The 24669-nt window shown below is 64.4% G+C and carries 25 protein-coding genes and 2 tRNA genes; 12 read left to right on the top strand and 15 right to left on the bottom strand.

Going from position 1 to position 24669, the window contains the following annotated elements:
* Positions 1–9 precede the first annotated feature (9 nt).
* Positions 10–429 (bottom strand): TraR/DksA family transcriptional regulator, encoded by a 420-nt coding sequence (locus AC099J_RS30430; RefSeq protein ID WP_479619062.1) that lies wholly within the window; start codon positions 427–429, stop codon positions 10–12.
* A gap of 441 nt (positions 430–870) precedes the next feature.
* Here AC099J_RS30430 and AC099J_RS30425 point away from each other — a divergent pair, with 441 nt between their 5' ends.
* From AC099J_RS30425 to AC099J_RS30405, 5 genes are all read left to right on the top strand, one after another.
* Positions 871–1107 (top strand): hypothetical protein, encoded by a 237-nt coding sequence (locus AC099J_RS30425; RefSeq protein WP_479619061.1) that lies wholly within the window; start codon positions 871–873, stop codon positions 1105–1107.
* A 304-nt stretch (positions 1108–1411) separates the two neighbouring features.
* Positions 1412–2401: a methyltransferase gene (locus AC099J_RS30420; protein WP_479619060.1), complete on the top strand. Its 990-nt coding sequence runs from the start codon at positions 1412–1414 to the stop codon at positions 2399–2401.
* A 90-nt stretch (positions 2402–2491) separates the two neighbouring features.
* Positions 2492–2893, top strand: coding sequence for a TraR/DksA family transcriptional regulator (locus AC099J_RS30415; protein WP_479619059.1), 402 nt, complete (start codon positions 2492–2494; stop codon positions 2891–2893).
* A gap of 154 nt (positions 2894–3047) precedes the next feature.
* Positions 3048–3527, top strand: a complete 480-nt coding sequence (locus AC099J_RS30410; protein ID WP_479619058.1) for a hypothetical protein — start codon at positions 3048–3050, stop codon at positions 3525–3527.
* A 170-nt stretch (positions 3528–3697) separates the two neighbouring features.
* Positions 3698–4474 carry a Crp/Fnr family transcriptional regulator gene (locus AC099J_RS30405; RefSeq protein WP_479619057.1) on the top strand — a complete coding sequence of 259 codons (777 nt, stop codon included), beginning with the start codon at positions 3698–3700 and terminating at the stop codon, positions 4472–4474.
* Here the strand turns inward: AC099J_RS30405 and AC099J_RS30400 are convergent.
* Complete coding sequence (locus AC099J_RS30400) at positions 4460–6268, bottom strand: PAS domain-containing sensor histidine kinase (RefSeq protein ID WP_479619056.1); 1809 nt, start codon at positions 6266–6268, stop codon at positions 4460–4462. The two genes, AC099J_RS30405 and AC099J_RS30400, sit on opposite strands and share 15 nt — an antisense overlap.
* Before the next feature lie 18 nt (positions 6269–6286).
* Positions 6287–7033 (bottom strand): winged helix-turn-helix domain-containing protein, encoded by a 747-nt coding sequence (locus tag AC099J_RS30395; RefSeq protein WP_479619055.1) that lies wholly within the window; start codon positions 7031–7033, stop codon positions 6287–6289.
* A 196-nt stretch (positions 7034–7229) separates the two neighbouring features.
* Here AC099J_RS30395 and AC099J_RS30390 point away from each other — a divergent pair, with 196 nt between their 5' ends.
* Positions 7230–7388 (top strand): hypothetical protein, encoded by a 159-nt coding sequence (locus AC099J_RS30390; RefSeq protein WP_479619054.1) that lies wholly within the window; start codon positions 7230–7232, stop codon positions 7386–7388.
* Between the two features lie 40 nt (positions 7389–7428).
* On the top strand, positions 7429–8247 hold the full coding sequence (locus AC099J_RS30385) for a universal stress protein (RefSeq protein ID WP_479619053.1): 819 nt from the start codon (positions 7429–7431) through the stop codon (positions 8245–8247).
* Positions 8248–8351: 104 nt separating this feature from the next.
* On the opposite strand, the gene AC099J_RS30380 is transcribed toward AC099J_RS30385, so the two are convergent.
* From AC099J_RS30380 to AC099J_RS30365, 4 genes are all read right to left on the bottom strand, one after another.
* A complete protein-coding gene (locus tag AC099J_RS30380; protein ID WP_479619052.1) occupies positions 8352–9122 on the bottom strand; it encodes a sensor histidine kinase in 771 nt (256 codons plus the stop codon).
* 121 nt (positions 9123–9243) lie between these two features.
* Positions 9244–9657, bottom strand: a complete 414-nt coding sequence (locus tag AC099J_RS30375; protein WP_479619051.1) for a c-type cytochrome — start codon at positions 9655–9657, stop codon at positions 9244–9246.
* A 127-nt stretch (positions 9658–9784) separates the two neighbouring features.
* Positions 9785–11137, bottom strand: a complete 1353-nt coding sequence (locus tag AC099J_RS30370) for an MBL fold metallo-hydrolase (protein ID WP_479619050.1) — start codon at positions 11135–11137, stop codon at positions 9785–9787.
* Between the two features lie 24 nt (positions 11138–11161).
* Positions 11162–11983 carry a universal stress protein gene (locus tag AC099J_RS30365; RefSeq protein WP_479619049.1) on the bottom strand — a complete coding sequence of 274 codons (822 nt, stop codon included), beginning with the start codon at positions 11981–11983 and terminating at the stop codon, positions 11162–11164.
* Between the two features lie 270 nt (positions 11984–12253).
* Between AC099J_RS30365 and AC099J_RS30360 the strand changes: the two genes are divergently transcribed.
* Positions 12254–13111: an alpha/beta fold hydrolase gene (locus AC099J_RS30360; RefSeq protein WP_479619048.1), complete on the top strand. Its 858-nt coding sequence runs from the start codon at positions 12254–12256 to the stop codon at positions 13109–13111.
* Between the two features lie 73 nt (positions 13112–13184).
* Here AC099J_RS30360 and AC099J_RS30355 read toward each other — a convergent pair whose 3' ends face one another.
* From AC099J_RS30355 to hpaH, 4 genes are read right to left on the bottom strand one after another with little or no spacing between them, the layout of a single operon-like run.
* Positions 13185–14135 carry a fumarylacetoacetate hydrolase family protein gene (locus AC099J_RS30355; protein ID WP_479619047.1) on the bottom strand — a complete coding sequence of 317 codons (951 nt, stop codon included), beginning with the start codon at positions 14133–14135 and terminating at the stop codon, positions 13185–13187.
* Positions 14132–15007, bottom strand: coding sequence for a DODA-type extradiol aromatic ring-opening family dioxygenase (locus tag AC099J_RS30350; protein ID WP_479619046.1), 876 nt, complete (start codon positions 15005–15007; stop codon positions 14132–14134). Before AC099J_RS30350 ends, AC099J_RS30355 begins: the two co-directional genes overlap by 4 nt.
* Positions 15008–15021: 14 nt before the next feature.
* Positions 15022–16494, bottom strand: a complete 1473-nt coding sequence (locus AC099J_RS30345) for an aldehyde dehydrogenase family protein (RefSeq protein WP_479619045.1) — start codon at positions 16492–16494, stop codon at positions 15022–15024.
* A 9-nt stretch (positions 16495–16503) separates the two neighbouring features.
* Positions 16504–17307 carry a 2-oxo-hept-4-ene-1,7-dioate hydratase gene (gene hpaH / locus AC099J_RS30340; RefSeq protein WP_479619044.1) on the bottom strand — a complete coding sequence of 268 codons (804 nt, stop codon included), beginning with the start codon at positions 17305–17307 and terminating at the stop codon, positions 16504–16506.
* A 105-nt stretch (positions 17308–17412) separates the two neighbouring features.
* Between hpaH and AC099J_RS30335 the strand changes: the two genes are divergently transcribed.
* Positions 17413–18339 (top strand): LysR family transcriptional regulator, encoded by a 927-nt coding sequence (locus tag AC099J_RS30335; protein ID WP_479619043.1) that lies wholly within the window; start codon positions 17413–17415, stop codon positions 18337–18339.
* 31 nt (positions 18340–18370) lie between these two features.
* Here the strand turns inward: AC099J_RS30335 and AC099J_RS30330 are convergent, their stop codons facing one another.
* Positions 18371–19042 carry a glutathione S-transferase family protein gene (locus AC099J_RS30330; protein WP_479619042.1) on the bottom strand — a complete coding sequence of 224 codons (672 nt, stop codon included), beginning with the start codon at positions 19040–19042 and terminating at the stop codon, positions 18371–18373.
* A gap of 225 nt (positions 19043–19267) precedes the next feature.
* On the opposite strand from AC099J_RS30330, the gene AC099J_RS30325 reads away from it, so the two are divergent.
* The 3 genes from AC099J_RS30325 (at position 19268) to AC099J_RS30315 (ending at position 20617) form a co-directional block, all read left to right on the top strand.
* Positions 19268–19341, top strand: a tRNA-Cys gene (locus AC099J_RS30325).
* A gap of 67 nt (positions 19342–19408) precedes the next feature.
* A tRNA-Leu gene (locus tag AC099J_RS30320) sits at positions 19409–19501 on the top strand.
* A 129-nt stretch (positions 19502–19630) separates the two neighbouring features.
* The gene (locus AC099J_RS30315) at positions 19631–20617 is read left to right on the top strand and encodes a tyrosine-type recombinase/integrase (RefSeq protein WP_479619041.1); all 987 of its coding nucleotides are present in this window, start codon (positions 19631–19633) and stop codon (positions 20615–20617) included.
* Here the strand turns inward: AC099J_RS30315 and AC099J_RS30310 are convergent.
* The 3 genes from AC099J_RS30310 to AC099J_RS30300 all read right to left on the bottom strand — a co-directional run.
* Positions 20614–20925 (bottom strand): Rap1a/Tai family immunity protein, encoded by a 312-nt coding sequence (locus tag AC099J_RS30310; protein ID WP_479619040.1) that lies wholly within the window; start codon positions 20923–20925, stop codon positions 20614–20616. The genes AC099J_RS30315 and AC099J_RS30310 overlap by 4 nt on opposite strands.
* A 1549-nt stretch (positions 20926–22474) precedes the next feature.
* On the bottom strand, positions 22475–22990 hold the full coding sequence (locus AC099J_RS30305; protein WP_479619039.1) for a hypothetical protein: 516 nt from the start codon (positions 22988–22990) through the stop codon (positions 22475–22477).
* Positions 22991–24474: 1484 nt separating this feature from the next.
* Positions 24475–24669, bottom strand: a 195-nt coding sequence (locus AC099J_RS30300; protein ID WP_479619038.1) for a hypothetical protein, incomplete at its 5' end; no start/stop codon positions are given.

Here is a 24669-nt window from a genome sequence, read left to right as displayed (position 1 = left end):
CTCGGCCGCTCAGGACCCCAGTTCAATGCGCGCGCCATCGTCGTGGCCGCGCTCGTAGGCCTCCTGGTAGGGGATGCAGCGTTCTGCCGAGGGCAGCGCCTGGAGCCGGGCCGTCAGGATGTCCGCGCCACAGTCCACGCACGCGCCGTAGCTGCCGTCGCGCATGCGCTCGCGCGCGCCCTCGATCTGCCGCAGTTCCTGCTGGTCGCGTTCCTTCTCGGCGTGCCGCACGGCGGTGCGGATGGCGTGTTCGCTGCGGTCGCCCTCGTCGCCCGGGTCGCCCGCCATGCCGGTGCCGCTGGAGGTGGTCTGCCCCGATCCTTCGTTGGCTTCGGCATCGAGGTCGCGCACTTCTCGCTGCAGTTCGGCTTCTCGCGCTTTCAGTTGGCGTTCGAGTTCGGCCAGCTGGGGTTCAGTCGGTTGGGTCACTGTGGTGTTCCTTTCATCGTGATGCTGGGCAAGGCGCATGCCTTCCACGCTGACGGTGGGCGGAGGGGGAACCAGGCTTTGTCGGCGCGCAGGGCGACACGGCATGCGTACGCGGCGGCGGTAACAAGTGCTGCAACTTCTTCATGGCCCAGCCGATGCAGCGGCTGCAGCCAGCCCCGGCGCGCAGGGAACGCGCATTGCCCCACACGTGCATGAACCAAGATCTGTCAACCAATACCCCGCGCGCGGCAGACCCTGCCGTGCCACCCTCCACGGCCCCCGCAGCCCCCATGGCGCCTGGCGACGACGCGCCGCCGGGCACGCCAGGCACGGGCGAAGCCATTTGCCGTGAGTGCGGCGGCCGCGGCCAGGTCGGCCCGGCCACCTGCACGAGCTGCCAAGGCACAGGCAAGGTCAACGCCGGCATCGGAGGGGCCTGACATGGCTGATTCCGATCGCCCCTGGCCCTTTCCCACGGCCGCACACCACCCGCCGGCCGATCCGGCCAAGCCGCTGCCTGAGGAGCCGACCGAAGATGCGCTGGACCACGGGATCGAGGAGAGCTTTCCCGCCAGCGACCCGGTGTCGGTGACCGTGACCACCGTGCCATCGCCGCCCGCGTCCGAACAGACGGGCGGCAGGCAGGCGCAGGAGCAGGAGCAACCGGTCAAAGGCTGATCCTGCAACCCCCTCGCGCAGGGCAAGCGGCACAGCCTGAGCACCGGATCGGCCGCCAGCGCAGGGCGGCTTGCGACAGCTATCGCACCATACTGTCGAAGGCGTCCTGCCGAACTTTTCCGTCACCGCATCGGGACTTTGTACGGCTGGCGCCCGCTGCCCGGGCCGCAACACTAGCGCCACAAACCGGCAGCCAGTGCGTATTCGGGTACGCCGTTTGCCCGGATCAGGCTCGTTTCAACCGGACATTTCGACATGCGCTCTCACAAGCTGGCCACCATCCTTGGATGGCACATCACACGCAATGCTTTTCGGCTCCGTCATGCCCACTGAGCTCCCCATTTCCATCGCCGATCGCCCGGTCGTGCAGGCCTTGGTGGCCCTGGGAAAATGGCTGCAGACCAGCGGATATGCCTTCGTGCCCCCCACGCCTGCGACGCATCAGATCGTCAATGCCCGACCTGGCGCAGAAGGCGCGGGCAATCAGCGCGAAGTCTTCGGCTGGAGTCGGCCTTTCAACGCTCGCAGCATCCATCCGGAGGTGCTGGGCCTGCTGCGGATGGGCGGCCTGCTGGAGGATCGTGCGGATGGCCGGCTCGCCAGCAAGGTTCGTTTTGCCACTGTGGGCGGCCGACTTTTTGCGCACTCGGCCTATCCCACCCAGGACCAGGACGCTGTGTTTCTCGGGCCCGATACGTACCGCTTCGCCAGGTTCATTCGAGACGAGCTGGCCAGAGTTCCGCTGCCGGGCAATGCTTGCATTCTCGATATAGGTTGCGGTGCGGGCCCCGGCGGCATGACCGCGTCCAGCACCTGCACCGGCGCCCGGCTGGTGCTTGCGGACATCAACCCGATGGCGCTTGAAATGGCCCGCGCCAACGCGGTATTGGCCGGCATTGCCGCCGAGTTCGTGGTGTCCGACCTCTACACGCAGATCAGCGGAGACTTTGACTGCATCGTGGCGAATCCACCTTACCTGCACGATGCCGCAGCGCGAACCTACCGCCACGGCGGTGGGCGTTGGGGAACGGGACTTGCGGTGCGCATCGTTCAGGAAGGCCTGGCCCGCCTTCGTCCTGGTGGGCGCCTGATGGTGTACTCGGGCTCGCCCATCGTAGGCGGCAACGACACGTTTCTGGAACAGATCGAGGACGCGATCAAAGCCACTGGCTGGCGCTGGACGTACGAGGAGATCGACCCGGACGTGTTCGGCGACGAGCTGGTCGTGGACGCCTATGTGGACGTCGAAAGGATCGCCGCCGTCGGCTTGTGCGTGGAGAGGCCTCACCGGTGAGCAGCGTCGCCATACGGCGGCCTTCGGCGTACGCATGAAGTCTGACGCCGATCAAGGCTTTAGGGGTCCATGCGGCGCAAGCTCCGTCTCATGAACACCAGCCGTACTCCCCCTTCCGTCGGACTTGCCGGCGCTTACCAAACCCTGCACGCGCGCCAGGAGGAGCTGTTGGCACGATTGGCCGACATCCAACGGGCCACGCTGGATGTGGCCAACGCACCGGAAGAACGTGGCGTCACCGATTTCAAGGAGGGCGCGCAGCGCGCGGAAGACGAGCTGATGGGTGACGCCCAGGCGCAGCGCATGCACGCCGAACTCGACGACGTGCGCGCCGCCCTCGCGCGTCTGATGGCGGGAGAGCACGGCATCTGCATCGTGTGTGGCGAAGCCATCGATGTGCAGCGGCTGCACGCGCAGCCGTCGGCCGTGCGCTGCACCACCTGCCAGGCATCGCACGAACATTCAGCGGGACTGCACCACCGGCCGGTGTGAACCTGCGATGGATTTTTTGACGCAGCGCAGACATTGAATGCGGGGTGCCACTAACGTGGACGTCGCAACTTCTTGGTCTGGTGGGTATCGTGCATTCATGTGCTCAGTCGGGGCGGCGCACCGTGCGCAACGGGCGAAAGCGCGGGCGTCCGCCATGGTGAACGAAAGCAGACGGCAGCCCCGTCCGGATCTCGACGCCGTGCTGACCCGCGCGGCGTGGCTGCACTCCGCGGCGCGCGCAGTGTCACCGTTCCAACCGCTTCGGTCTCATCACCTGGGCCTGCTGTGCGGCAATCTGCGCCTGCAGATCATCGAACCGTTTCGCGATGCCGCCGTCGAACTGGGCGCCCGTGTGGCCATCATCCGTACGGACCTGACAGTCGCGAGCACAGCGGACAAGATCGGCGCCGCCGCCGTGCTGCTGAGCCGTTTGTACACCGTGGTCGAATGCGACAGCCTGCCGGAAAGCGTGGTCGCGCAACTGACCCGCGCTGCCAATATCCCCGTGACCAGCGGTCATATCGCCGCCGCACGGCAGGCGAGAGTGCTGGCGCACCTGCTGCAAGATGACGACCCTGCGCCGCAGAAGCGCCGCAGACTGTTGCAGGCCCTGGTGCTGCAGATGTTCGACTGACGTCTTGGCCGCAGCTGCACAGCGCGCGCCGCCAAACAGGTGCAAGGCGCCTGGATGTACACAGAGCATTCACGCAGTGTTACTGCTTGCGTTGGGCTGTTGTCATGCTGTTGCGCAGTGGTCTCTAGCATGGGTCCACGCCGCCCGCCCCAGCGGCTCGGGAGAACACATTGAACCCCACCAGCGCCTTCGGTTCCCATGATGTACCTAGCCAGCTTGCGAGCGCTCCGCAGGAGTCGTTGCACCGCGCTCCCACCATATCGTTCCACCAGCGGATCACGCAGAGCCTGGAACTGCTCAGCAGTTCTCTGGAACTGCAGCGGCGCATGGTGCGTGCAGGCGACACCCTCTACCAGTCCGGTGAACGGTTCGCCAACCTGTACTTCATGAGCTCGGGGTTTGTCAAAGTCGTGAACCTGACCGCCGATGGACGCGAACAGGTGGTTGCGCTCAAGTTGCGCGGCGACTGGGTCGGCTTCGATGGCATTGCCGAAGGGAGCTATGCGTGCGATGCCGTCGCGCTGGACACCGGCGAGGTCTGGGTCATTCGCTATGACGCATTGCTCGCAGCCTGCGTGAGCACGCCCGAGCTGCTCAAACTGCTCCACGAGGCAATGAGCCGCGAGATCGCACGCGACCGCGATTCGTTGATGTCGGTCTGCACCTTGCCCACCGATGCGCGCGTGGCCGAGTTCCTGCGGAACATGGCAGACGCACTGGCCCAGCGCGGCCTGCGCACCGACGAGATCACGTTGCGCATGACCCGCGCCGAAATCGGCAACTATCTGGGCATGACGCTTGAGAGCGTCAGCCGCGCGTTTTCCAGGCTGGCCCGCGACAAGATCATCTGTTTTGCTGAACGAGGCCGGCGTGATGTACGCATCCCCGATCCACACGCGCTGACCGTCTTCGTGCAGCGGTGCGGGTCCGCGTCATTGCTGCACTGATGCGCGCGGCCCCAAGGCCCAAGTCTCGACCACCTTGCGCACCGCGGCATCGTCCAGCACCACCGTGGCCTTGAGGCCGGACGGCATCTCGGTATCGGAAGGCACAGCGTGGGGGGCCTGGGCGCCATCCCCCCGTGGCCGAGGCATGTACAGCACGAGGGTGGTCCCCGCCCCCGGAGCGCTTTCGATCGTGACCGCCCCGAGCGATTGCTTGGCGAAGCCGTAGACCGTGCTGAGGCCCAGCCCGGTGCCGCGTCCCGCGTCCTTGGTGGTGAAGAACGGCTCGAACGCTCTTTCGCGCACTTGCTCGGGCATGCCGGTGCCGGTGTCCTTGATCCGGAACACCACGAACTGGTCCGCCGCCGGGGCCGGGGCGTCCAGGGCGAGCCTTGCGGGTTCCGGCAACACCGTGCACCGCTCGGCGCTGAAGGTCAACGTTCCGCCGTGCGGCATCGCATCACGTGCGTTGATGGCGATGTTGAGCAGTGCGGACTCCAGCTGAACAGCGTCGGCCATCACCGGTGGGCAGCCCGGCTCGGTGTGCGCCTCGATGCGGATGCGCTGGTCCAATGTGCGACGCAACATATCGGCGAGTGACTGCAGCATCGGCTCCGGATCCACCGCGCTTGGCTGCAGAAGCTGTCGGCGCGAAAACGCCAGCAGCTTGCCCGTCAGTTCTGCGGCGCGGCGGCCGGCCCGCATCACGGCGCCCAGCATCTGCTGTGCATCGTCGTCGTTGGCAAGCGAGGGCAACTCTTCGAGCACCTGCATGTTGCCCTGGATCACAGTCAGCAGGTTGTTGAAATCATGCGCGATGCCGCCTGTCAGTTCGCCCACGCTTTCCAAGCGCTGCGCGTGATTCAGCGCTTCTTCCGACCGTGCCCGCTGCTGGCTGGTGGACAACAGGCTGGACAGTGAACCCAAAAACCGCCGCTCCTCATCTCCGAAGCGTTGGGCGTCCCGAGAGCGCACGCTCAAGGTGCCGATCACGCGGCCTCGGTCGTACAGCGGTACGGCCAGCGCGCTGGTGAAGCCGGCGTCAAGGTAGGCCTGCGGCACGGCAAAGCGGGTCTCCGTGGCGTAGTCTTCCACCGTGACCATGTCGCCTTGCATCAGCAGAAAACCCGGCGGTGAGCCGGGCTCGGCCGGCACGCGGGCGCCGACCTGCTCGCCTGGCAGCAAGCCAACGCCGCTGGCGACCACGAACGTCTGGCCGTCCTCACTGAGCATTTTGATGATGGACAGCGGGACCTGCAGAGCCTCGGCTGCAATGGCGGGCGCCATGTCCAGGAGCGCCTGTGGACTGCGCGCGTCAACAGCCGCGCGGCCGAACGTGGCCAGGAACTCGCTATAACGCGCGCGCTGCAGTGCCTGTTGCACGCGGGGATAGGCGCCGATCCCGCGGATGGCCGCGACGACCAGTGGAAGCCCGTGGTCCTGCAGCGGGCTGAGGGCGATCTCCACCATCACCTCGGTGCCGTCCTTGCGTTTGGCGACCAGTTCCATGTGCGTGCCCATGGGGCGCGACCGCGGCGCGCGCTGGTAGTCTTCACGGTAGGCGGCATGGCGCGGGCGGATGCTGTCGGGAACCAGTGTCTCCACGTGCAGACCGACCAGTTCAACGGTCGTATACGCCAGCAAGGCGGCTGCAGCGGGGTTGGCCATCACGATCCGACCGCTGCCATCGACCACCAGCAGCGCGTCAGGATAGGCGCCAAAGAGCGAACGGAAGACGGTGCTCTCGTCGATCCCCGCAGGCAGCGCCAATGTGGGTGGAGGGGTGGATGCTGTCACGGCGCAGCGCGGAAGTTCTCAGGCCCGCGAGACGGACGTCACCAGGATGTAGCCCGCGCCGCGCACCGACTTGATGATCTGGGGATCTTCAGGGTCGGCCTCGATCTTCCTGCGCAACCGCCCGACCAACACATCGATCGTTCGATCGAAGGGGGCTGCCTCGCGGTGGCGCGTGTGCTCCAACAGGAAGTCGCGGGACAGCACGCGCCCCGGATGGCGGACGAACACGCAAAGCAGTTCGTATTCCCCGGTGGTCAGCGCCACGTCACGTCCCTGGGCATGGGTGAAAGAGCGGCTAGCGGTTGCCAGGCGCCAGTCGCCGAACACGAGCACTTCTGCAGCCGCGGGGCTCGAAGGCGAAGATGCGGCCATGCCGGGCTCGTCCAATTCGTTCGGCATCAACCGCCGCAGCACGGCCTTGACCCGGGCCACCAGTTCGCGAAGGTCGAACGGCTTGGTGACGTAGTCATCCGCACCCACTTCCAGGCCCACCACCTTGTCCACGATGTCGCCGCGACCGGTCACGATCACGAGGCCGCAGGCCCTGCGCTCGCGCACGGCCCTGGCGACAGCGATTCCGTCCTCACCCGGCAGCCCCAGATCCAGCAGCACCAGCGCGGGGGGGTCGGCAGCCAGCAGCGCCATCAGCGCCGGGCCAGTGTGCACCGGCGTCACACGGAACCCGTGGCTACGCAGGTACTTGGCCAGCAGCGTCGTGATGTCGACTTCATCATCGAGAACAGCGATGTGGATTGCGGTGCCCAAAGGTCTGGTGCTGGTTGGGGGAAAGGCCAGGCAGTATAGGGAGGCATACCCACATAAACGAAGAAACTGCCAACTATTGGCTTGCACAAACGGTATGACTGGTGTTCCCAGGCTGGTGTTGCTGCCTAGACATTGCGCGGCGTCAATGTCGCCCAGGCCAGGCAACGTAGAGTTTGCGCAGCTGAAGGAGAACGCGATGTCCAGTACACACCGTAGCACCTCGCACAGCGGCAACGCTGCCGTGCTGCTCGTGGACTCCGAGGATCTCGTCACGTTCACGGTCGACGCCGACCTCCAGGCCCACCACCGGCTGCTGCTGTGCCTGGAGCAGATCCGCCAGACCGGACGCCATTGAACCCGCCGGCCGTTCGGCACAACATGGAAGGGGCAAACGCATGTCGGATATCAAATCGATCCTGTTGCATCTGGACGGCTCGGAGCGGTGCACCGAGCGCACACGACTGGCTGCCCACATGGCCGAGACGTTCCATGCCACGGTGACCGGCATTTACAGCGTCACGCCGTCCATGCTGCGCTATCCCATGGGGCTGGAAGGGTCTGCAGGTGCCCTTGGCCTGGAGCGGTTCGATGAGGAATGCAAGGCCGCGGCCATCCGCCGGTTCGCCGACGCCGCAGCCGCATCGGGGCGCATGCGGAGCGAGGCAGTGCCCGGCGACACGATCGGCGGTTTCGAGAGCCGCGCGATGTACGCAGACCTTCTGATCCTCGGGCAACGTGACGATGCGGTGGCATCGGCCATGGAGACCCCGACCGATTTCGTGTCCCACCAGGTCATTCGAAGTGGCCACCCAGTCCTCCTGGTCCCCTTCGCGGGCAGTTTTCACACCGTCGGCCACCGGGTCCTGATTGCGTGGAAGGAGACGCGCGAGGCCGCGCGTGCCGTCAGCGCAGCGTTGCCTTGGTTGTGCAGGGCGCAAAGTGTGCACGCCGTCTGCTACGGAGAGCAGGCGACCGTGTCGCTGCAGCGCCTGCAGCACTACCTCTCGGCCCACCGCGTGAACCTTGTGGTGCATGCGAGCGAGGGCGCGGAAGGGGATGTCGGGAACGATCTGCTGTCCCGGGCGGCCGACTTCGGCGCCGACATGCTGGTGATGGGCTGCTTCGGCCATTCCCGTGCACGCGAATGGGTGTTGGGCGGAGCCAGTCGCACCATCCTGCGAACCATGACGATTCCTGTGCTGATGGCCCACTGAGTGTGGGCACAGATCGCCCACGCACGCGTGGGTCCTGCGCGAAGCCGCCCGGCCCGCGATGGCCAGCGATCAGGGCAGATCGGTTGGGACCGGGTGGGCGGTGGTCAAGTCGGAGATGGCTGTACGCGCATGTTCTGCAGGCCGTCCCTCAACAACGATGGCAGACAGGACGCGAGCGGCTTCGCTCTGTCGCTGCGGCCATGCCCACGCTGCGCCAGTGTTGCCACCACGCGCGTGCCGCGCCCTGGAGCGCTGGTCATGGTGACGTGACCCCCCAGAACGTCGATGCGATGGCGCATGCCCGTGAGTCCGTGGGCGAATGGCGCGATGCTGCGCTGATCGAACCCGACGCCGTCGTCCGACACGGCCACGACAGGCCGGTGCGGCCCGTTGAGCAGCTCGACCGTCACCTGCGTCGCATGCGCGTGCTTGCCGATATTGGTCAGGCACTCCTGCACGAATCTGTAGACGCCCAACGTTTCGGCTTCATCCAACGGCGTGTCTTCCAGATGCATCACGACCGCGACATTGGCGCTGCGACCAAAGTCATCGGTCAGGCGGGCCAACGCGGTTGCAAGACACCGATCCGTCAACGCAGATGGACGCAGCCCCTCGACGACACGCGTCTTCAGGGAAGCGCACGCGTCGAGCAACTCGGTCAGGTGCTGCCAGCGGCACTGGACATCGGCGCTCATCGGACTGCACCGCGTCTTGAGGCTGGCGACGTCCAGTTTGGCCGCCATCAGCAAAGCGCCCAATTCGTCGTGGAGTTCCTGTGCGAGATGGGACCGCTCCTCCATGCGCGCGCGCTGCAAGCGGGCCGACAGACTCAGCGACAGGGTCGACTGGCCGCGCTTGTGAGGTTGGTGCGTCATGGGTGCCTTTCGGTATCGGGTGCGCGTGCCAGGGAGTGCTCGGCAGCCCGTCGCTGAGCGAGCGCAGGGACAGTGCTTGAGACGAGTCTAGGCGCAGGGCGAGCGCACGGCTTGCGGTAGATCAGTGCCTGGACACCTGGACGTCGACGGCACTGCGGACCGTCGGTTCCACGAGCTGGTAGTAGCGCTCATTGAGATGGCGTGCGACATCCCGGATGTCTTGCTCGGTCCAACCCAGCGCCGCGATCGACTGCCAGCGCTGAACCTGCCCGCGCAGGCCGTCCCAGTTCTGTACCAGCCGCTGTTCGCGCCAATGCATCTGCACGGTGTGGCACTCGGCGCAGTGCGTCTCGTAGAGCAACTGGCCACGCGTCTGGGCGCCAGCCGCCTGCGAGAGGAAGACGCCCGCCAGAAAAAGTGCCGCGACACGATGGCCGACCTCGGGGTTCAGCCATGTTCGCATTCGACCCAGACGGACGAAACGCCTCCTTGAGGCAGTGGCGAGTCCAGTCGCACGGTGCGCGTCGGTTGTCATCCCAGTGTCTCCAGTGTGTTGGCGCGGGTCAGGTTCGCTGGTACACGAGCGGCTGCCGCTGTGGTGGGCCCGACGCTGTGCCGGTCAGGCATCGATACGCCGGCCAGCACGTGCGAGGCGCCATCGATCAGAGTTCCAGTGCATCGCGGTGGTCCGGTACGGTGCAGGTCCAGCCGTACCGCTCCTGGACGGCCAAGCGCAGCGCGTCCGACGCAGCCGGCTCGCCGTGGGTGATGAACACGCGCCGCGGTGCATGCTGGGCGCCCAACCAGGTCAGCAACTGAGCGCGGTCGGCGTGGGCCGACAAGCTGTCCAGGTTGGCGACCTCCGCGCGCAGGGGAACATAGGTGCCGTGAATCTTGACGGCATCCGCGCCACCCAGCATGCTTGCCCCGCGCGTCCCCGCCGCCTGGAAGCCGGTGAAGAGGATGGTGTTCCTGGCTTCGGGTGCGTAGGCCTTGATGTGGTGGAGCACGCGGCCCCCGGTTGCCATGCCGCTGGCTGAGACGATGATGGACGGCACGCTCAGGCTGTTGAGTCGACGCGATTCTTCGATGGTGTTGACGATGATGGTCTGGCGCTGCATTGCGGTGCATTGCTCCGCGCTCAGCCGGTGTTCGTCGGCGTGGCGCTGGTACAGGCGCGTCGCGTCCGCCGCCATGGGGCTGTTCAGGTAGACCGGCATGTCGGGAATGCGTCGCGCTTCCTTGAGCACCTGAATGGCATGGAGCAGTGTCTGTGCCCGGCCAACCGCGAAGGCTGGAACCACGACGACTCCGCCGCGTGCTGCCGTGCGGCTGACCACGCTGGCCAGATCTGTCAGCGGGTCTGTCACCGGATGCTGGCGGTTGCCGTACGTCGACTCCACCACCACATAGTCGGCCGGCGGGGCTGGCTCGGGCGGGCGCATCAGCAGATCGTCGCTGCGGCCCAGATCGCCGGAGAAGAGCAGGCTCGCGCCCGGCCAGCCAATGCGAACGCTGGCCGCACCCAGGATGTGGCCCGCTCTGAACAACTGCCAAGACCAGTCGGGCCACGGCGCACATTCCTCGTTGAACGGAAGGTCCTGGAAGCGCCTCAGTGCCGCACGGGCATCCTGCTCCGTGTACAGCGGCAAAGCTGGCTTGTGCTTGGTCTGACCATGGCGGTTGACGAAATCAGCGTCTTCCTCCTGCAAGCGGCCGGAATCAGGCAGCAGCAACTCGCACAGCTCGCGGGTCGCCTGGCTGGCGTAGACCGGGCCCTTGAAGCCGAGCCGCACCAGTCGCGGCACGAAGCCGCTGTGGTCCAGGTGGGCGTGCGTCAACAGCACCGCGTCAATGTTGGCAGGGTCGACCGGCAGCGTGTCCCAGTTGCGCAGTCGCAGCTGCTTGAAGCCCTGGAACAGGCCGCAGTCCAGCAGCAGCCGACGACCTGCATGGGTCAGCAGGTATTTCGAGCCGGTGACGGTGCTGGTGCCGCCCAGGAAATCGATTCGCATCACGGTGGCCCTTCAAAAGATGGGTCAGTGCGCCAGCAGGACCGGCAGCGTCATGCTGTCCAGAATGGTTCGCGTGGTGCCGCCCAGCACCCACTCACGCGCCCTGCTGTGGCCGTAACAGCCCATGACCAGCAGGTCCGCACCCAGGTCCGCCGCCAGGGACAGCAACCGGTTGCCGATGTCGTCTTGGCCGCCCCCACGGTGCAGGGTGATCTTCGCGATGCCATGCGAACGCATGAATACATCGACCCGCGCGAGCTGTTGGGCGACATCCTCGCCATAGACCACGACGTGGACGCTGCCAGCCGTGCGGCACCAAGGGAGCGCAGCATGGAGCGCCCGCGCTGATTCGCTGCTCTCGTTCCACGCCACGAGCACGGAGCGGCCGATCGGTGTCGTCGTGCAAGCGTAGGGCAGCACCACCGCAGGCCGGCCGCTGTGGATGAGCAAGCCGGGCAGGAAGTCAGGTGGCAGCAGATGGTCCATGGGATCGTGCTGGTCGCGCTGGCCCAGCACCATCAGATCGGCGTAATAGGCGTGCCGCGCAAAGACACTGGGGCCGGCACCATCGGGCTCGATCCATCTCAGCCGCGGCGAGCCGCCGCCATGCGCCGTGAACAAGCGGTACAACTTGTCGTGACTGGCCTGTTGCGTCTTGTGCATGGTTTCCACCACCGGCCCTGCGGCACCGATCGACAACGGGTACAGCATGAGCTCGGACATGGAACACACGCGGCAGTCGACCTCTGCGTCGAGCGATTCGGCCAGCGCTCTTGCGACCTCGATGCGCGCGCCCATCCGCGCGGTGTGGTCCAGGTGCAAAAGGATCTTGCGGGGCGTGGGCATGGCGTCGTGGGTCAACAGGACGTCCCTACGGTAGGGGGCCCTGCCGGCCATGGTCTTGCGCTGCATCAATTCTTGGGTGGACGACGGGCGAGGGGCCTGTGACGAGCGCGGTGCGTGGCGCCGGTGGATGCAGCGCGGCGAACGATGCGTGCTGGCAGCCTGCCCAACCGAAAAGCCCCTGACAGCGTGGGCGATGGCGCTGGCTCGCCCGTGCGTTCCTACAATCGCGCCGCCGAGGCACGCCGTGCCCGCGCGCCAAGGAGACACGCCGTGCACGACAGCACCATCAGCTTCATTTCACGCGACGGCATTGCTGTGCAGACCTACTGCTGGGCGCCGGCCGGCAGGCCGCGCGCAGTGGTCCAGCTGCAGCACGGCCTGGGTGAACATGCCGGCCGCTACCGGCGCTTGGGCGAAGCGCTGACCGCCGCCGGCTACCTGGTCCACGCCCCGGATGGCCGTGGCTCGGGGCGCACGGCCGCCGGCGCCTACGGCCACTGGGGCCGCGACGGCTGGCCGGGCTGGGTGGACGATCTCCACCAACTGGGGCTGCGCATCCGCGCCGACCATCCTGCCCTGGCGCTCGTGCTGATCGGTCACAGCATGGGTTCCTTTGCGACGCAGCAGTACCTGCTGGAGCACTCTGCCGATGTGCAGGCCGCTGTGCTGCTGGGCACGAGCGAGCCTGCGGGGATCGCCACCGCGCTGAGCGCCGAGGGGCCGGTCGACCTCAGTGCGTTCAACCAGGCGTTCGAGCACCGTACCGGCTTCGAATGGCTGAGCCGTGATGCGGCCGAGGTCGACAAGTACTGCGCCGATCCGGCGTGTGGCTTCGTCGCGCAACCTCTTGCGGGCATCGACTCGCTGCGGCGTGCGGCAGACCCGGCCGCCATTGCGCAGGTGCGCGCGGACCTGCCGATCCTGATCCTGTCCGGTGACGCCGACCCGATTGCAGGGCCCGCAGGCGCGGCGGTGCAGCTGGTGGGCCAGCGCTACCGCGACGCCGGCGTGCGTGATGTCGATGTGCAGCTGTATCCGCAGGCGCGGCACGAGCTGCTGAACGAGACCAACCGCGACGAGGTGACGGCGCGGATCATTGCCTTCCTGGACCGCTCGGTAGGCCGCTGACCAAGGGCGCATGCAGGGGCTGCGCGCACGGCCGCGCAAGGCGCCGCCTGCGTTGCACCCACAACGCCAGCCCTCACGCGTGGTGGTGCTTCGCGCGGCGCAGGTTGTCCTTGAACTGCTCGGGCACGCGCTCGTCAAAGCCCAGCGCCACGCGCCGCACCTCGGGGGTGTCGGTCGGCATGTGGCCGACGCCCAGCGCGGCGGCGCGCGGCGCGTCGATGGCCACCACCGTGCCGCCCACACGGCCGATGCCGGTGATCTCGCACTCCACGAAATGCCCCGGGTCGACGCTGCGCGAATGGCAGGGCGTGCCCATCAGGATCACGTCGCCGGGCACCAGCGTGATGTGTCGCGCGATGTCGGCAATCACGTAGTGCGGCCCCCAGATCGTCTCCTCGCCGATGTGCGCCTCTTGCACCACCAGGCCGTCGATGTAGGTGCGCAGCGTCTGCGCGAACAGGTTCACGCCGCGCACGATGCCGGGGCCGATGGGTAGCAAAGTGTCGGCGCCCTTCACGCGCAGCATGCTGCCCTGGTCGGTGTCGCGAAAGTCCTGCAGCCCCATGTCGAGTGCCGGGCAAAAGCCTTCGATGAAGTCCCAGGCTTCATCGGGCGTCACATTGCGGCAGGTGCGGCCGATCACCACGGCGTACTCGCCTTCGTAGTTCAGGTACTTGCAGTCGGCCGGCTTGAGGATCTGACCCTTGTGGCCGTTCAGCGCGGTCGGCGGCTTGGTGAAGTAGGTCGGCGTCTCGGTCGGTTTGGGCTTGTTGCGCGTCTCGAAGCTGCGCGAGCTGTAGCTGATGTGCACCGCGATGATCTTGCTCGGGTTCACCGGTGGCAGGTAGGCCTGCGCCTCGGCGTCCAGCAGGCGGCCGTCGTCCAGCCGCAACTGGCCGGCGTTGGCGCCGTCCTCGACGATGGTGCCCCAATAGGCGCTGCCGCCCACCAGCACGCGGCGGCGCTCGACGCGCGGGCCGACCATCACGGCGGGCAACTGGTGGAAGGGAAATTCGAAATTCATGCTGCCTCCGTATCGAACCAGATGTGGATGTTGCCGGTGCCGCGCGCGTTCTCGTAGGCCGACAGCGGCGTGCCCTTGGCGCGGCACGCGCTGCCGCCCATGGCGCCCAGCATCTGCAGGTAGTGGGCGCCGAAGGCCTCCCAGGGCTTCTTGCGGTAGTCCTCGTCCCAGCACTCCAGGATCTGGTCGTGCCGGCCCTCTTCCATGAGCGCGATGGCCTGCTTGTCGCTCGCGATGTTCTCGGGCGAAGACACATTGCTCTCGTGGAAGATGCGTGGGTGCGTGGGCTTCCAGTCGATGCCGTTGAACTTGTGGCTCAGCGCGCCGGAGGCCAGCAGCACCACCCGCAGGCCGCTGCGGCCGATGGCATCGCCAATGGTCTCGCCGGACTGCACAAAGTGCTGCCAGGTGCAGTTCTGGCACGAGCTGACGGTGACGACCGGCGTGTCGGACAGCTCCAGCCGCAGGTGCTTGACCAGGTTCACGGTGGCGTACTGGCGGCCCAGCTCGGGGTGCTGGATGGCGCGGTTGTAGCCGCCGCGCTCGCGCGAGACGGCTTCGATGTCCAGCGCCAGTGGCGGGTGGCCGCGGTAGTCGTAGGGCACGCCGTGCAGGTACCAGGGCATCTCGTCCGAGATGTAGGTGCCGCTGTAGCGCGCACCACCGTCAATCAGGTGGTAGCCGGTGGTGAACCAGTGGCTGTCGAAAATCATCACGACGTCGGGCCTGGCCGCCGCGATGTGCGCACGCAGGCGCGCATAGCCGGCGATCAGGTCGGAGTCTTCACCGGCGCCCATGGCGCGGCGGAACTCTTCGCACTGCATCAACCCGGGGTGGTGCGACACAAGGGCCGCGCCGACGATCTGTCCCATGGTGTGGCTCCTGTTCATCGCTTGCTGAAACTGGCGCGGAAGGGCTTTTTCGGCACCACGACGTCTTTGACATCGCAGAAGAATTCGAAGCTCCAGTCGCCGCCCTCGCGGCCCACGCCGCTGCGCCTGATGCCGCCGAACGGTGCGGCCAGGTCGCGGATGCCGAAGCTGTTGACCCAGATGAAGCCGGTGCGCACGTGCTCGGCCACAGCCGTGGCGTGCTCGGTCTCGCCGTAGCAGACGCCACCCAGGCCGTAGTCCGTGCCGTTGGCAAGCGCCAGGGCTTCGTCGTCGGTCTGGAAGGTCTGCAGCGTGAGCACCGGGCCGAACACCTCGTTCTGCACGATCTCGTCGCTCTGCTGCAGGCCGGTGACCATGGTCGGCTGAAAGTACTGCGCGCCGAACGGGTGCGGCTCGCCGCCCCACAGCAACCTGGCGCCACCGGCCACGGCACGCTGCACGAAGCCCTGCACGCGCTCCAGCTGGCGCGGGTGGATGATGGGGCCGACCTCGGTCGACTCGTCGCGCGGGTCGCCCACGGCCAGTTTTTCCACATAGCCGCGCATGGTGGCGACGAAGCGCTCGGCGATGTTCGCGTGCACCAGAAAGCGCGTGCCCGCCAGGCACACCTGGCCGGCATTGCGGTACATCAGCGCGCCGGTGGCGGCGGCGTTGTCCAGGTCGGCATCTTCCAGCACGATGAAGGGGCTCTTGCCGCCCAGCTCCAGGCTGCAGGGCACCAGGTTGGCGCCGGCCGCCTGCGCGATCCACTTGGCCGTGGGCACGCTGCCGGTGAACGAGACGCGGGCGATGCGCGGGTCGCTGACCAGCCTCGCACCGGTGGTGGCGCCGGTGCCTTGCACCACGTTGAACACGCCGGGCGGCAGGCCTGCGGCGTGGGCCGCATCGGCCAGCAGCGAGCAGGTCAGCGGCGCCCATTCCGGCGGCTTCAGGATGCAGGTGTTGCCTGCCGCCAGTGCGGGGCCGAGCTTCCAGGTCGACAGCATCAGCGGCGCGTTCCACGGCGTGATGATGACCACGACGCCGGCCGGATCGTGCTTGACGATGTGGTGCGCCTGTTCGGTCTCGATGGGGCGGTTCTGCAGGCCCAGTGCGTGCTGCGCAAACCAGGTGATGTTCAGCATCGCGCGCGGCACCACACCGTGGCGCATGCGCGAGAGCAGCACGCCGGCGTCGGTGCTCTCCAGCAGGCAGAAGGCGTCGGCACGCCGGCCGATCTCATCCGCGAAACGGTCCAGCATGGGCTTGCGCTGGGCGGCTGTCAGCGCGCTCCAGGCCGGGAACGCAGCCTGCGCGGCATCGATGGCGGCGTCCACGTGTTCGGGCATGCCCTCGCTGATGCGGCCCAACAGGCGTTGGTCGATCGGCGAGTGCAGCTGGAAACGCTTTGCAGATGCAATGCGCCGGCCGGCGATGTAGTGGTCGGGCGAGACGGTGACGCCTGCGATGTCCAGCATGTCGGTCATGGGTGGTCCTCAGATGAAGCGCAGGGAGAGGGAGCCGAGCCGGCCGTAGTCCGCATGGAACACGTCGCCCGCCGCGCAGGCCACCGGCCGTGTGAACGAGCCGCCCAGCACGATCTCGCCGGCCTCCAGGTGCTCGCCATGCGGCGCGAGCTTGTTGGCCAGCCAGGCCACGCCGTTGCCGGGGTGGTTCAACACGGCAGCGCCCAGGCCTGATTCCTCGATCTGCCCGTTCTTGAACAGCAGCGCACCGGCCCAGCGCCAGTCCACCGCGTCGGGCCGCATCGGGCGGCCACCGAGCACGATGCCGGCGTTGGCCGCGTTGTCGGCAATCGTGTCCAGCACCTTGCGCGGGGCCTGGGTGTCGCGGTCGAACTGCTCGATGCGCGCGTCGATGAGCTCCAGCGCCGGCACCACGTAGTCGGTGGCGTTCAGCACGTCGAACAGCGTGACGTTCGGGCCGCGCAAGGGCTTGGCCAGGATGAAAGCGAACTCGACTTCGAGGCGTGGCACGATGAAGCGCGCGGCCTGCACCTCGCTGCCATCGCGCAGCTGCATGTTGTCCAGCAGCGTGCCGTAGTCCGGCTCGGTGATCTGCGAGGCGATCTGCATCGCACGCGACGTGAGGCCGATCTTGTGGCCGATCACCCGCCGACCTTGCTCGCGCTGCAGCCGCATCCACTCGCGCTGGATGGCATAGCTGTCGGCCATGGTCATGCCGGGGTGGCGTCTGGAAAATTGTGCGACCTGCGTGCGCGTCTGTTCCGCGTGTTGCAGCTCTTGCGCCAGGGCGGCGTGAACCGATGTCTCCAGCATGGATGTGTCTCGTAGTGGGTGTGCGGCGAGTGTGCGGGCCGCAGGGGTGGGCAGACAAGCAATCGAATCTCTGTCTTTAACAAGCAGCGGTTGATAATCAAACCCATGCCCTTGACCCGCTTCACCCTGCGCCAGCTGGAAGCTGCCGTGGCGGTGGCGCAGGCGCACAGCTTCAACGCGGCAGCCGACCGGCTGGGTCTGACGGCGCAGGCGGTCAGCCAGCTGGTGGCCGAGCTGGAGGCTGTGCTTGGCTTTCGCGTGTTCGACCGCACGACGCGCCGCGTCGCACTGTCCAGCGCCGGGCGCGACTTTTTGCCCTCGGCCGAGACGGTGCTGCGCCACGTGCGCGACAGCGAGAGCGCGGCGGCCGATGTGCGCAACCGCGCGGCCGGCGTCGTGCGCATCGGCGCGCCGATGGTGCTCGCCAGCGTGGCGCTGCCTGCCGCCATGCACGCCTACGCGCGGGATCAGCCCAAGGTCGTGGTCCGCGTCCGCGACCTGCCGGTGGACGGCCTGGTCGAGAGCGTGGCCCGTGGCGATGTCGACCTGGCCGTGGGGCCCGACCGGCCGGTCGGCGCAGACGTCGATCGCCAGGCCCTGTTCACCAGCCCCTGGGTGCTGTGGTGCGCACCCACGCATCCGCTGGCGCGGCGCAAGTCCGTCCGTTGGGAGGCGCTGCGGGAGCACGCGCTGCTGGCTGCCGGGCGCGACCACGAGCGCAGCGTCGAGATGATGCGGCTGGGATCGCCCGACGACGCGCGCATCGCGCCGGTCGACATCGTGGACCACATCTCCACCGCGCTGGGCCTGGCGGCGCAGGGCCGCGTGGCAACGCTGGCGCCGGCCTATGTACAGCCGCTGGCGGCGTATTTCGGGCTGGTCATGCGGCGGGTGGTCGAGCCGGAAGCCATCCGCACGGTCTGCCTGTACCACTCGGCTGTGCGTGGCCTGTCGCCAGCAGCCCAGGGCTTTGCCGAGCATCTGGCGTTTTGGTTGCCAAAGTGGTCGGCCGGCGGTACGCAGCCCGCCTGACGGCCGCCTGATGCGGGCCAGGCCGCGCGCGTCAGGTCTCAGTCGACGAGCGCACCGACACGCCCTGCGCCACGGCCGCGTCGTGCTGCGCGGCCAGGGCGCGCTGGAAGCCCTCGCGCCGCTGCAGCCGGGCCCAGTAGGCCTGCACGGCCGCCGGGTAGCGCTCCACCATTCCCAGGATCGCGCCCAGCATGAGCGCGTAGCCGACCGACACGTCCGCCGCCGTGAAGCGGCCGGCGCACAGGTGCTCGCGCTGTGTCAGCAGGGCATCGATGGCGCGCAGCCGGGCCAGGAACCACTTGGTGTAGTCGTCCGCGACCTGCGGGATGCGCCGCTCCACAGGCTCGAAGCGGCTGTAGCGCAGCGCCAGCGTCTGCGGAAAGGTGAGGGTGGCCTCGCCGTGGTGCAGCCAGTTCAGGTAGGCCGGGTAGTCGCGCTCGGCCGGCTGCACATGCAGACGGTGTTGATGGCCCGGGTCCAGCGTCTCGGCCAGGTACTGGCACATCGCGGCGGATTCGGTCATGGCTACGCCGTCGCCTTGGAGGAAGGGCACGGTGCCCAGCACGTTGATGGCCAGAAAGCTGCGCTGCAGCGCGCGCGGCGGGAAGGGCAGCACTTTCAACGTGTAGCTGGCCTGCAGTTCCTCGAGCACCCACAAGGGGCGGAACGAGCGCGCGTTCACGCAGTGGTACAGGGTCAGCATCGGGCACAGTCTCCTTGGCCGGCGTGGGCAATGTGCCGTGGGGGCGGGCGTGGTGGTTGGGGTGTCGGGCGGCCAATGTAATGCAGCATGGTGGCTGGTGCAGGGCGCGCCGCGCGCCGTGCCAATCGCGCACGCAGCTGGTATAGAATCGCGGGCTCGACTGGCCGGTAACCTTCCGGTCGAGAGAGATTCGAAAGGTGCGCGACAGCGCATTTTTTTACGCTCGGCGCGATAGCAAAGCGGTTATGCAACGGATTGCAAATCCGTCCAGCCCGGTTCGACTCCGGGTCGCGCCTCCAGATTTCGAAGCCCCTGAAGCCGCCGGCCACAGGGGCTTTTCGTTGCTGGCCGTCCCGGCGCGGCCAGGCCCCGATGGTGAAATTGGTAGACACAGCGGACTTAAAATCCGCCGCTTTCCCGCAAGGGGGCGTACCGGTTCGAGCCCGGTTCGGGGCACCAAAAAGCTACTTTCAGGTTCTTCGCGGAAAGAAAAGTGAGGAAAATCAAGCCCCTAGCCCAGGGGCTTTTCTTCGTCAGGGGTAGTTGTGGGAACATCGCTTCCCCACTTTTACCCAGAAATTTCCCCACATGGCTGTACCAACCAAAACCAACGAAGGCACTTGGCGTGTGCAGCTCATGGTGCGGGGTGTCCGGGATGCCGGCACGTTCCCAACGAAGCGGGCAGCTGAGGACTGGCAGGCCCGCAGGCGCAACGAGATCATTGCTGCGGCCGGTCAGACGGTGGGGAGCATCAGGACGCTGCAGGAAGCCCTGGATGAATACGGCGTCAAGGTGAGCCCCAAGAAGAAGGGTGGCCCCAAGGAGCTGATCAGGCTGCATGCCTACAAGCGGCACAAGCTGCCCTTGAGCAAGAAGCTCCAGGACGTGACCACTGCGGACCTGGTGATCTGGCGGGACTCACGGCTGGCCAAGAACAAGGCCGGCACGGTGCTCAGGGACATGACGCTGCTGGGCAACGTCTTTGAGATCGCACGGCGGGAGTGGCAGTGGATCAAGGTCAACCCGATGCGTGATGTGGTGGGACCCAGCGAACCTGACCATCGTGAGAGGGTCATCAGCTTCCGGGAAATCCGGGTAATGCTGCGGCATCTGCGGTACGACCCAAGCAAGGTCAGGACAGTGGGCAACGCAGTGGCACATGCCTTTCTGCTGGCGCTGTCGACCGGGATGCGGGAGTCGGAGATCTGCGCCTTCAAGAAGGAAGACGTGAAGGGTGATCACATCGTGCTGCACAAGTCCAAGACGGGACCGGGCAGGAATGTTTCGCTGTCCAAGGTGGGCCAACGCATCCTGGAGCGCATGAAGGGCTGGGATGCTACGACGGTGATGGGGATGACGGCCAGCTCCCTGTCGGCCTACTTCATGAAGTACCGCAAGCGAGCTGGCCTGGTTGGCTTCACCTTCCACGATGCCAGGCACACCGCAGCCACTCGGGTGGCCATGTTGCCGGGCATGCAGGTGCTGTTCCTGTGCAAGATCTTCGGGTGGAAGAACCCGAAGCAGGCCATGGTGTACTTCAACCCCACGGCCACACAGATGGCGGACTTGCTCTAGAGCGGCTTGCAGGGCCATGCGGTCGACAGCGCGGTGTCGACCATATCGACGGCCGCTTCGTGCCGGATGGTAGGGTTCTCCTTCAGGAACATCTGAACGGTGTCCGACAGCTGCCGCACCGACACACGAGGGGGTAAGCAGAACCGAGTGGCCTCGCCGGCATCGAAGACACCCGCGATGTACGAGGCTGCCATTGGTTGCATCTCCTTGTCATTGAGCCATTCGTGCAGCCGATTGCCGGTGAAGATGGCGGCGTTGGTCGAGCTGAGTGCCAGGCCCAGGGCCAGAGCGGTGAGGGTCTTTTTCATGATGGGATGGTTTCGGTTACTGCTTCGACCACACCGGCTTCGGTGATGCGGTAGTTGACCGGCTGGTCGGATTCGACAACGCGCCAGTCTACGACCAGGGTCCAGCGGTCCATGAGGTTCTTGGCCTCTTTTCTGGTGGCAAAAGCCAGGCTGTTGCCGTAGAAGGCAGGGTCAGATAAGTTCGGTGACGTCAAACTGCTGAGTTGAGACTTTTGTCACCGACTCAGTACCACTACGCGTATTTCCATTTAAATCCGTAGGCAACGCTTTGTGGGAGTGCTGGGTTGAGGGCGTTGCATATCGTTCCGGACGATCTTTTATTCAAAACACGAGCGGCGGCTGTTGCGCTTGGGTAATGTGCCAGCACATTGCCATCGAAATCTAACTGCGCTACTGGTTGCCGCTTCGAGGAGTTGGCTTCGGTATTTCGGATCTTCTTTAGCTTCGCAAGCGCCATCTCAAACTCAATCAGACGATTTGTCTTGTGGACGCGGTTCCGAATATTGATAGTAAGTCGGGATAGACCGACTCCCATCTTGGCTGCGTGCGGTCATATTCATTCGCCCTAATATAAATTGATCCAGGAGCCAATCAGTCTCTTCTTCTGTGAAGTTCTTCTTCTGGCTCATGTTTCCTAGCGTGTAGGCATACCTAATGTGCTCTGCCTGTGTGCACCACTGTTTTCCCGTCTTGGATTGCTGCGATTAGCGTCCAAGTGGTTGACGAACGGTTTGTCGTCTGGGGTAGGGATATAGGCGAGGGCGACTAGGCGGTGAACCGCTATTGTCTTCCCACCATTGTCCTTCCGCAGACTGACATAAACATAACCGTTCTCATTTAGGTGATTGGCGAGAGTATTGCCCTTGTCAGTATTGATAACCATTCCGTCGGGGAAGATCACATAGTTTTGAAAATTTTATCGCAATCATAGAATTATGGGGAGGATTGAAGAGGAATTGGCTTTTTCTAGGCGGTCGTGCCTCACAAGGAGATTAGCAGTAGTAGTTTGTTGCGTTGATTAGTATCCTTCGTTAATTAATCTATTTCAGAAGCAGCGCGGAGCCAATCCCATCCGCTTCAGCGACTCAGAGGTCCGGGTAACTTCGGGAATGGTTTCCACCACCCCCACGTCACCAGATCTTTGCAGCTTAAGGGAAACCGTAAAGTACTGAACGTAGCGACTACCTACAATGTGGAGACAAAGCACTGATCTATTACAGCTATCGTGGCATGAACATCTGATGTGCACCAGTGAATTCGGCCTCGCTGATGCAACTCCGCGCAACGGTGTTTCCTACGCGCATGCTGTTCGCACCAGATTACTGTACCGAACCAGTCAAACGTTGGTTACATTGATCTGGCTCCAGTCTTGCATTACCTAGACCGCACCTCAGTGTGTGATGGACGCGGTCAAGGTCTAACGTACACCGGCGCCGGTTAGATGTTCGATGGGCGTGGGAAATGGGCGCTGCGGTATTGATGTCTTATCGACTGCGAGTACTTTTAGGTTTGAGTAATGCACCGCTTTCTGTCTAAGGCTCGCAGGTGCCTAGATTAGAAGATTTATCACCATACGGGCGCGCATCATCTCAATAGAAGATTGGTTTTTTTCCCGCAGCATCACAACCGTGTCTTCATCGAGTTTCTCGGATTTGCAGGGGCATGTGTCATTCAATTGCCGAATGGGGTCCTGCACGGCATCTGGCAATAAGCGAAGGTAATCGCACAAGTCATTGGATGATTGCAGGACTTGATTGATATAACCGATCACTAGGGAGAGTTCTTTTTTATTCAAGTGTTTGACTTCGGCAAGATAGTCAAGCATCTCGAACTCCATGGCCGAAACGAGGACGTTCATCTTGGCCGGCAGTGGGCTGTCGTCGCAGTTATAGAGCACATTCTTGAACATGAACGACTTGTGGGAGTAGCCTCCCAGCACAGTGTTCTTGGTGATGATCGCGTCCAGACGCTTCTTCATCTGTTTGTCGATGGGGTTGTACAGCAAACCATGGAGGATGTCCTTGATTTGTTTCTTGGTACGGGGGTGATGCTGCAGCGGTTGCATGGTTGATGTTCCTGAGGAAATTTACATATCAGTACCGATCCCCTGGAAGGAATGTCTGATGGAATTGTGAAGTGAGATCGCTACTGTGAACCACGCGGGTTCGGCTGATTGGGTCCTCAAGCGTTCTTGAATCTGATCACAAGCTGTAACAGTCGATGATGATTCCAGGTGAGTGACGTGGTCCTCGCGGGTTGAACCCTGGGCCTCGTTTTTCGTCGGGTTGCGGACCGTTCCACATCGATCCAAAGGGTGAGTGGCGTCTTGGGCCCTTTCGGAATCTGAGATGCATAGGATGGTCATGAGCTAGTTTGTGTTGGGCAAAGAAAACGCCCCATGAATGGGGCTTGGTGTATCGGTTGGATATAGCCGATTTTGAAAGTTGAGACTACTCAGTATATCGGTCTCAAATGTCTGAGAAGTCTGGGAGAAGTTCCCAGGACTTCTATCCGACGTACGCTGACTTCTCGTGATTGGTGACTTCCTGAACTCGAGCCATGATCTCAGGCATGGCTAAGGGAGTTGGGACCAGTCAATACCTAATGCACATTCAGTCCTGCCGTAGATGACTGTCGCGCCCTTGGAGGTACTATCTATAGGTGACTTGAAGAACTTGCCATTGCGGGCCCGTCGCCAATCAGTCTTGTTCCGCTTGAAAGCCAGCAGGAATGCTTAGGTGCATTGAACTGGGGTGCGATTTGCGATGGGGATATTGCGGGGCAAGAAATGGGAGCCTTTTGAATTGGCTACCCATAAACTGCAGTAGGGCGAAAACGATCCCACAGGAGGGCCGGCGACGGCCCCTGTTAACTGGCCTTGTGTGTTTGGTGCTCGGGTTCCAGGTGCGCGCCAGGGTTGGATTCCAGTTGCACGTGCGGGCCTCATGGTTCAACGTAGGATCATGGGAAGTTGCATTGCCATGGTGTTGGCTGGGTCGATCTCACTGACGCACAACTAAAGTTCCAAAGGGCAGGGCGATGAATAAGGTCAGTATTCCTAGGAAGAGGATGGTCTTAAGCTCTTGTGAATCCTTGGTTTAGGACGGAGCAGCCCAACTGAGACAGGCAAGACTCGCGGGTGCATCCGTCGCGGGCAGATTGTCACCAGCGGTTTGATCGTTTCGGTGACACGCACAAACGGAGTAGAAGTAGTCAGAGAGTGTCCTTAGACGTACTGACAGAATAAGTCCCCAGTCGGTAGTGAAGTCTTGTGCATATCGGGTGGATATAGGTTTGGTGAATTGTGGAGAAGAGGTGATGGAGACGACTTGACCATTGGATCAGCACTGTCTGATTTAGCATCGACATGAATGACTGGAGTGGGATTATTCCGCTTTAGGAACACTGTCTTAGTCAGATCTGTCTCGGGTGTGTAATGTTTCTACAAGGACATTGGTACCACCCGAAGGTGTCGATATAGTTTCGCTGAACGCTGAGCGGCAACCGTGTGGGGTGACTTAAGAGTGGCATTCTCAGGGACCTTGTTTGCTACGGATGCCAGCTTCTTAATGGCAGAGAAGAGATGGAGATAGCAGCGAAGGCTTGGGTGAACATTGCGTTCATGGTTGTTGATTTCCACGTATTCCTGACCCACCATTTCCATCGAACCTTGACCCACCCTGGATCGAGCCCAGCGGGGCTCATGGTGTGGATAACTTCTTCGGTTTGGACTCCTTCTTGATG

The organism is Rhodoferax sp. RT4P68, assembly GCF_056521305.1.
Note: the sequence above shows the minus strand (reverse complement) of the source record. Positions and strands in the feature narration are given on the sequence as shown.

What these genes read in the sequence shown, in the direction of transcription:
- AC099J_RS30315 (WP_479619041.1), top strand. Translation starts at nt 19,631, where the DNA reads ATGGCTGTACCAACCAAAACCAACGAAGGCACTTGGCGTGTGCAGCTC.
- AC099J_RS30415 (WP_479619059.1), top strand. Translation starts at nt 2,492, where the DNA reads ATGAACACCAGCCGTACTCCCCCTTCCGTCGGACTTGCCGGCGCTTAC.
- AC099J_RS30380 (WP_479619052.1), bottom strand. Translation starts at nt 9,122, where the DNA reads ATGACGCACCAACCTCACAAGCGCGGCCAGTCGACCCTGTCGCTGAGT.
- AC099J_RS30375 (WP_479619051.1), bottom strand. Translation starts at nt 9,657, where the DNA reads ATGACAACCGACGCGCACCGTGCGACTGGACTCGCCACTGCCTCAAGG.
- AC099J_RS30410 (WP_479619058.1), top strand. Translation starts at nt 3,048, where the DNA reads ATGGTGAACGAAAGCAGACGGCAGCCCCGTCCGGATCTCGACGCCGTG.
- AC099J_RS30335 (WP_479619043.1), top strand. Translation starts at nt 17,413, where the DNA reads ATGCCCTTGACCCGCTTCACCCTGCGCCAGCTGGAAGCTGCCGTGGCG.
- AC099J_RS30350 (WP_479619046.1), bottom strand. Translation starts at nt 15,007, where the DNA reads ATGGGACAGATCGTCGGCGCGGCCCTTGTGTCGCACCACCCCGGGTTG.
- AC099J_RS30370 (WP_479619050.1), bottom strand. Translation starts at nt 11,137, where the DNA reads ATGCGAATCGATTTCCTGGGCGGCACCAGCACCGTCACCGGCTCGAAA.
- AC099J_RS30305 (WP_479619039.1), bottom strand. Translation starts at nt 22,990, where the DNA reads ATGCAACCGCTGCAGCATCACCCCCGTACCAAGAAACAAATCAAGGAC.
- AC099J_RS30420 (WP_479619060.1), top strand. Translation starts at nt 1,412, where the DNA reads ATGCTTTTCGGCTCCGTCATGCCCACTGAGCTCCCCATTTCCATCGCC.
- AC099J_RS30385 (WP_479619053.1), top strand. Translation starts at nt 7,429, where the DNA reads ATGTCGGATATCAAATCGATCCTGTTGCATCTGGACGGCTCGGAGCGG.
- AC099J_RS30330 (WP_479619042.1), bottom strand. Translation starts at nt 19,042, where the DNA reads ATGCTGACCCTGTACCACTGCGTGAACGCGCGCTCGTTCCGCCCCTTG.
- AC099J_RS30365 (WP_479619049.1), bottom strand. Translation starts at nt 11,983, where the DNA reads ATGCCCACGCCCCGCAAGATCCTTTTGCACCTGGACCACACCGCGCGG.
- AC099J_RS30345 (WP_479619045.1), bottom strand. Translation starts at nt 16,494, where the DNA reads ATGACCGACATGCTGGACATCGCAGGCGTCACCGTCTCGCCCGACCAC.
- hpaH (WP_479619044.1), bottom strand. Translation starts at nt 17,307, where the DNA reads ATGCTGGAGACATCGGTTCACGCCGCCCTGGCGCAAGAGCTGCAACAC.
- AC099J_RS30355 (WP_479619047.1), bottom strand. Translation starts at nt 14,135, where the DNA reads ATGAATTTCGAATTTCCCTTCCACCAGTTGCCCGCCGTGATGGTCGGC.
- AC099J_RS30310 (WP_479619040.1), bottom strand. Translation starts at nt 20,925, where the DNA reads ATGAAAAAGACCCTCACCGCTCTGGCCCTGGGCCTGGCACTCAGCTCG.
- AC099J_RS30425 (WP_479619061.1), top strand. Translation starts at nt 871, where the DNA reads ATGGCTGATTCCGATCGCCCCTGGCCCTTTCCCACGGCCGCACACCAC.
- AC099J_RS30390 (WP_479619054.1), top strand. Translation starts at nt 7,230, where the DNA reads ATGTCCAGTACACACCGTAGCACCTCGCACAGCGGCAACGCTGCCGTG.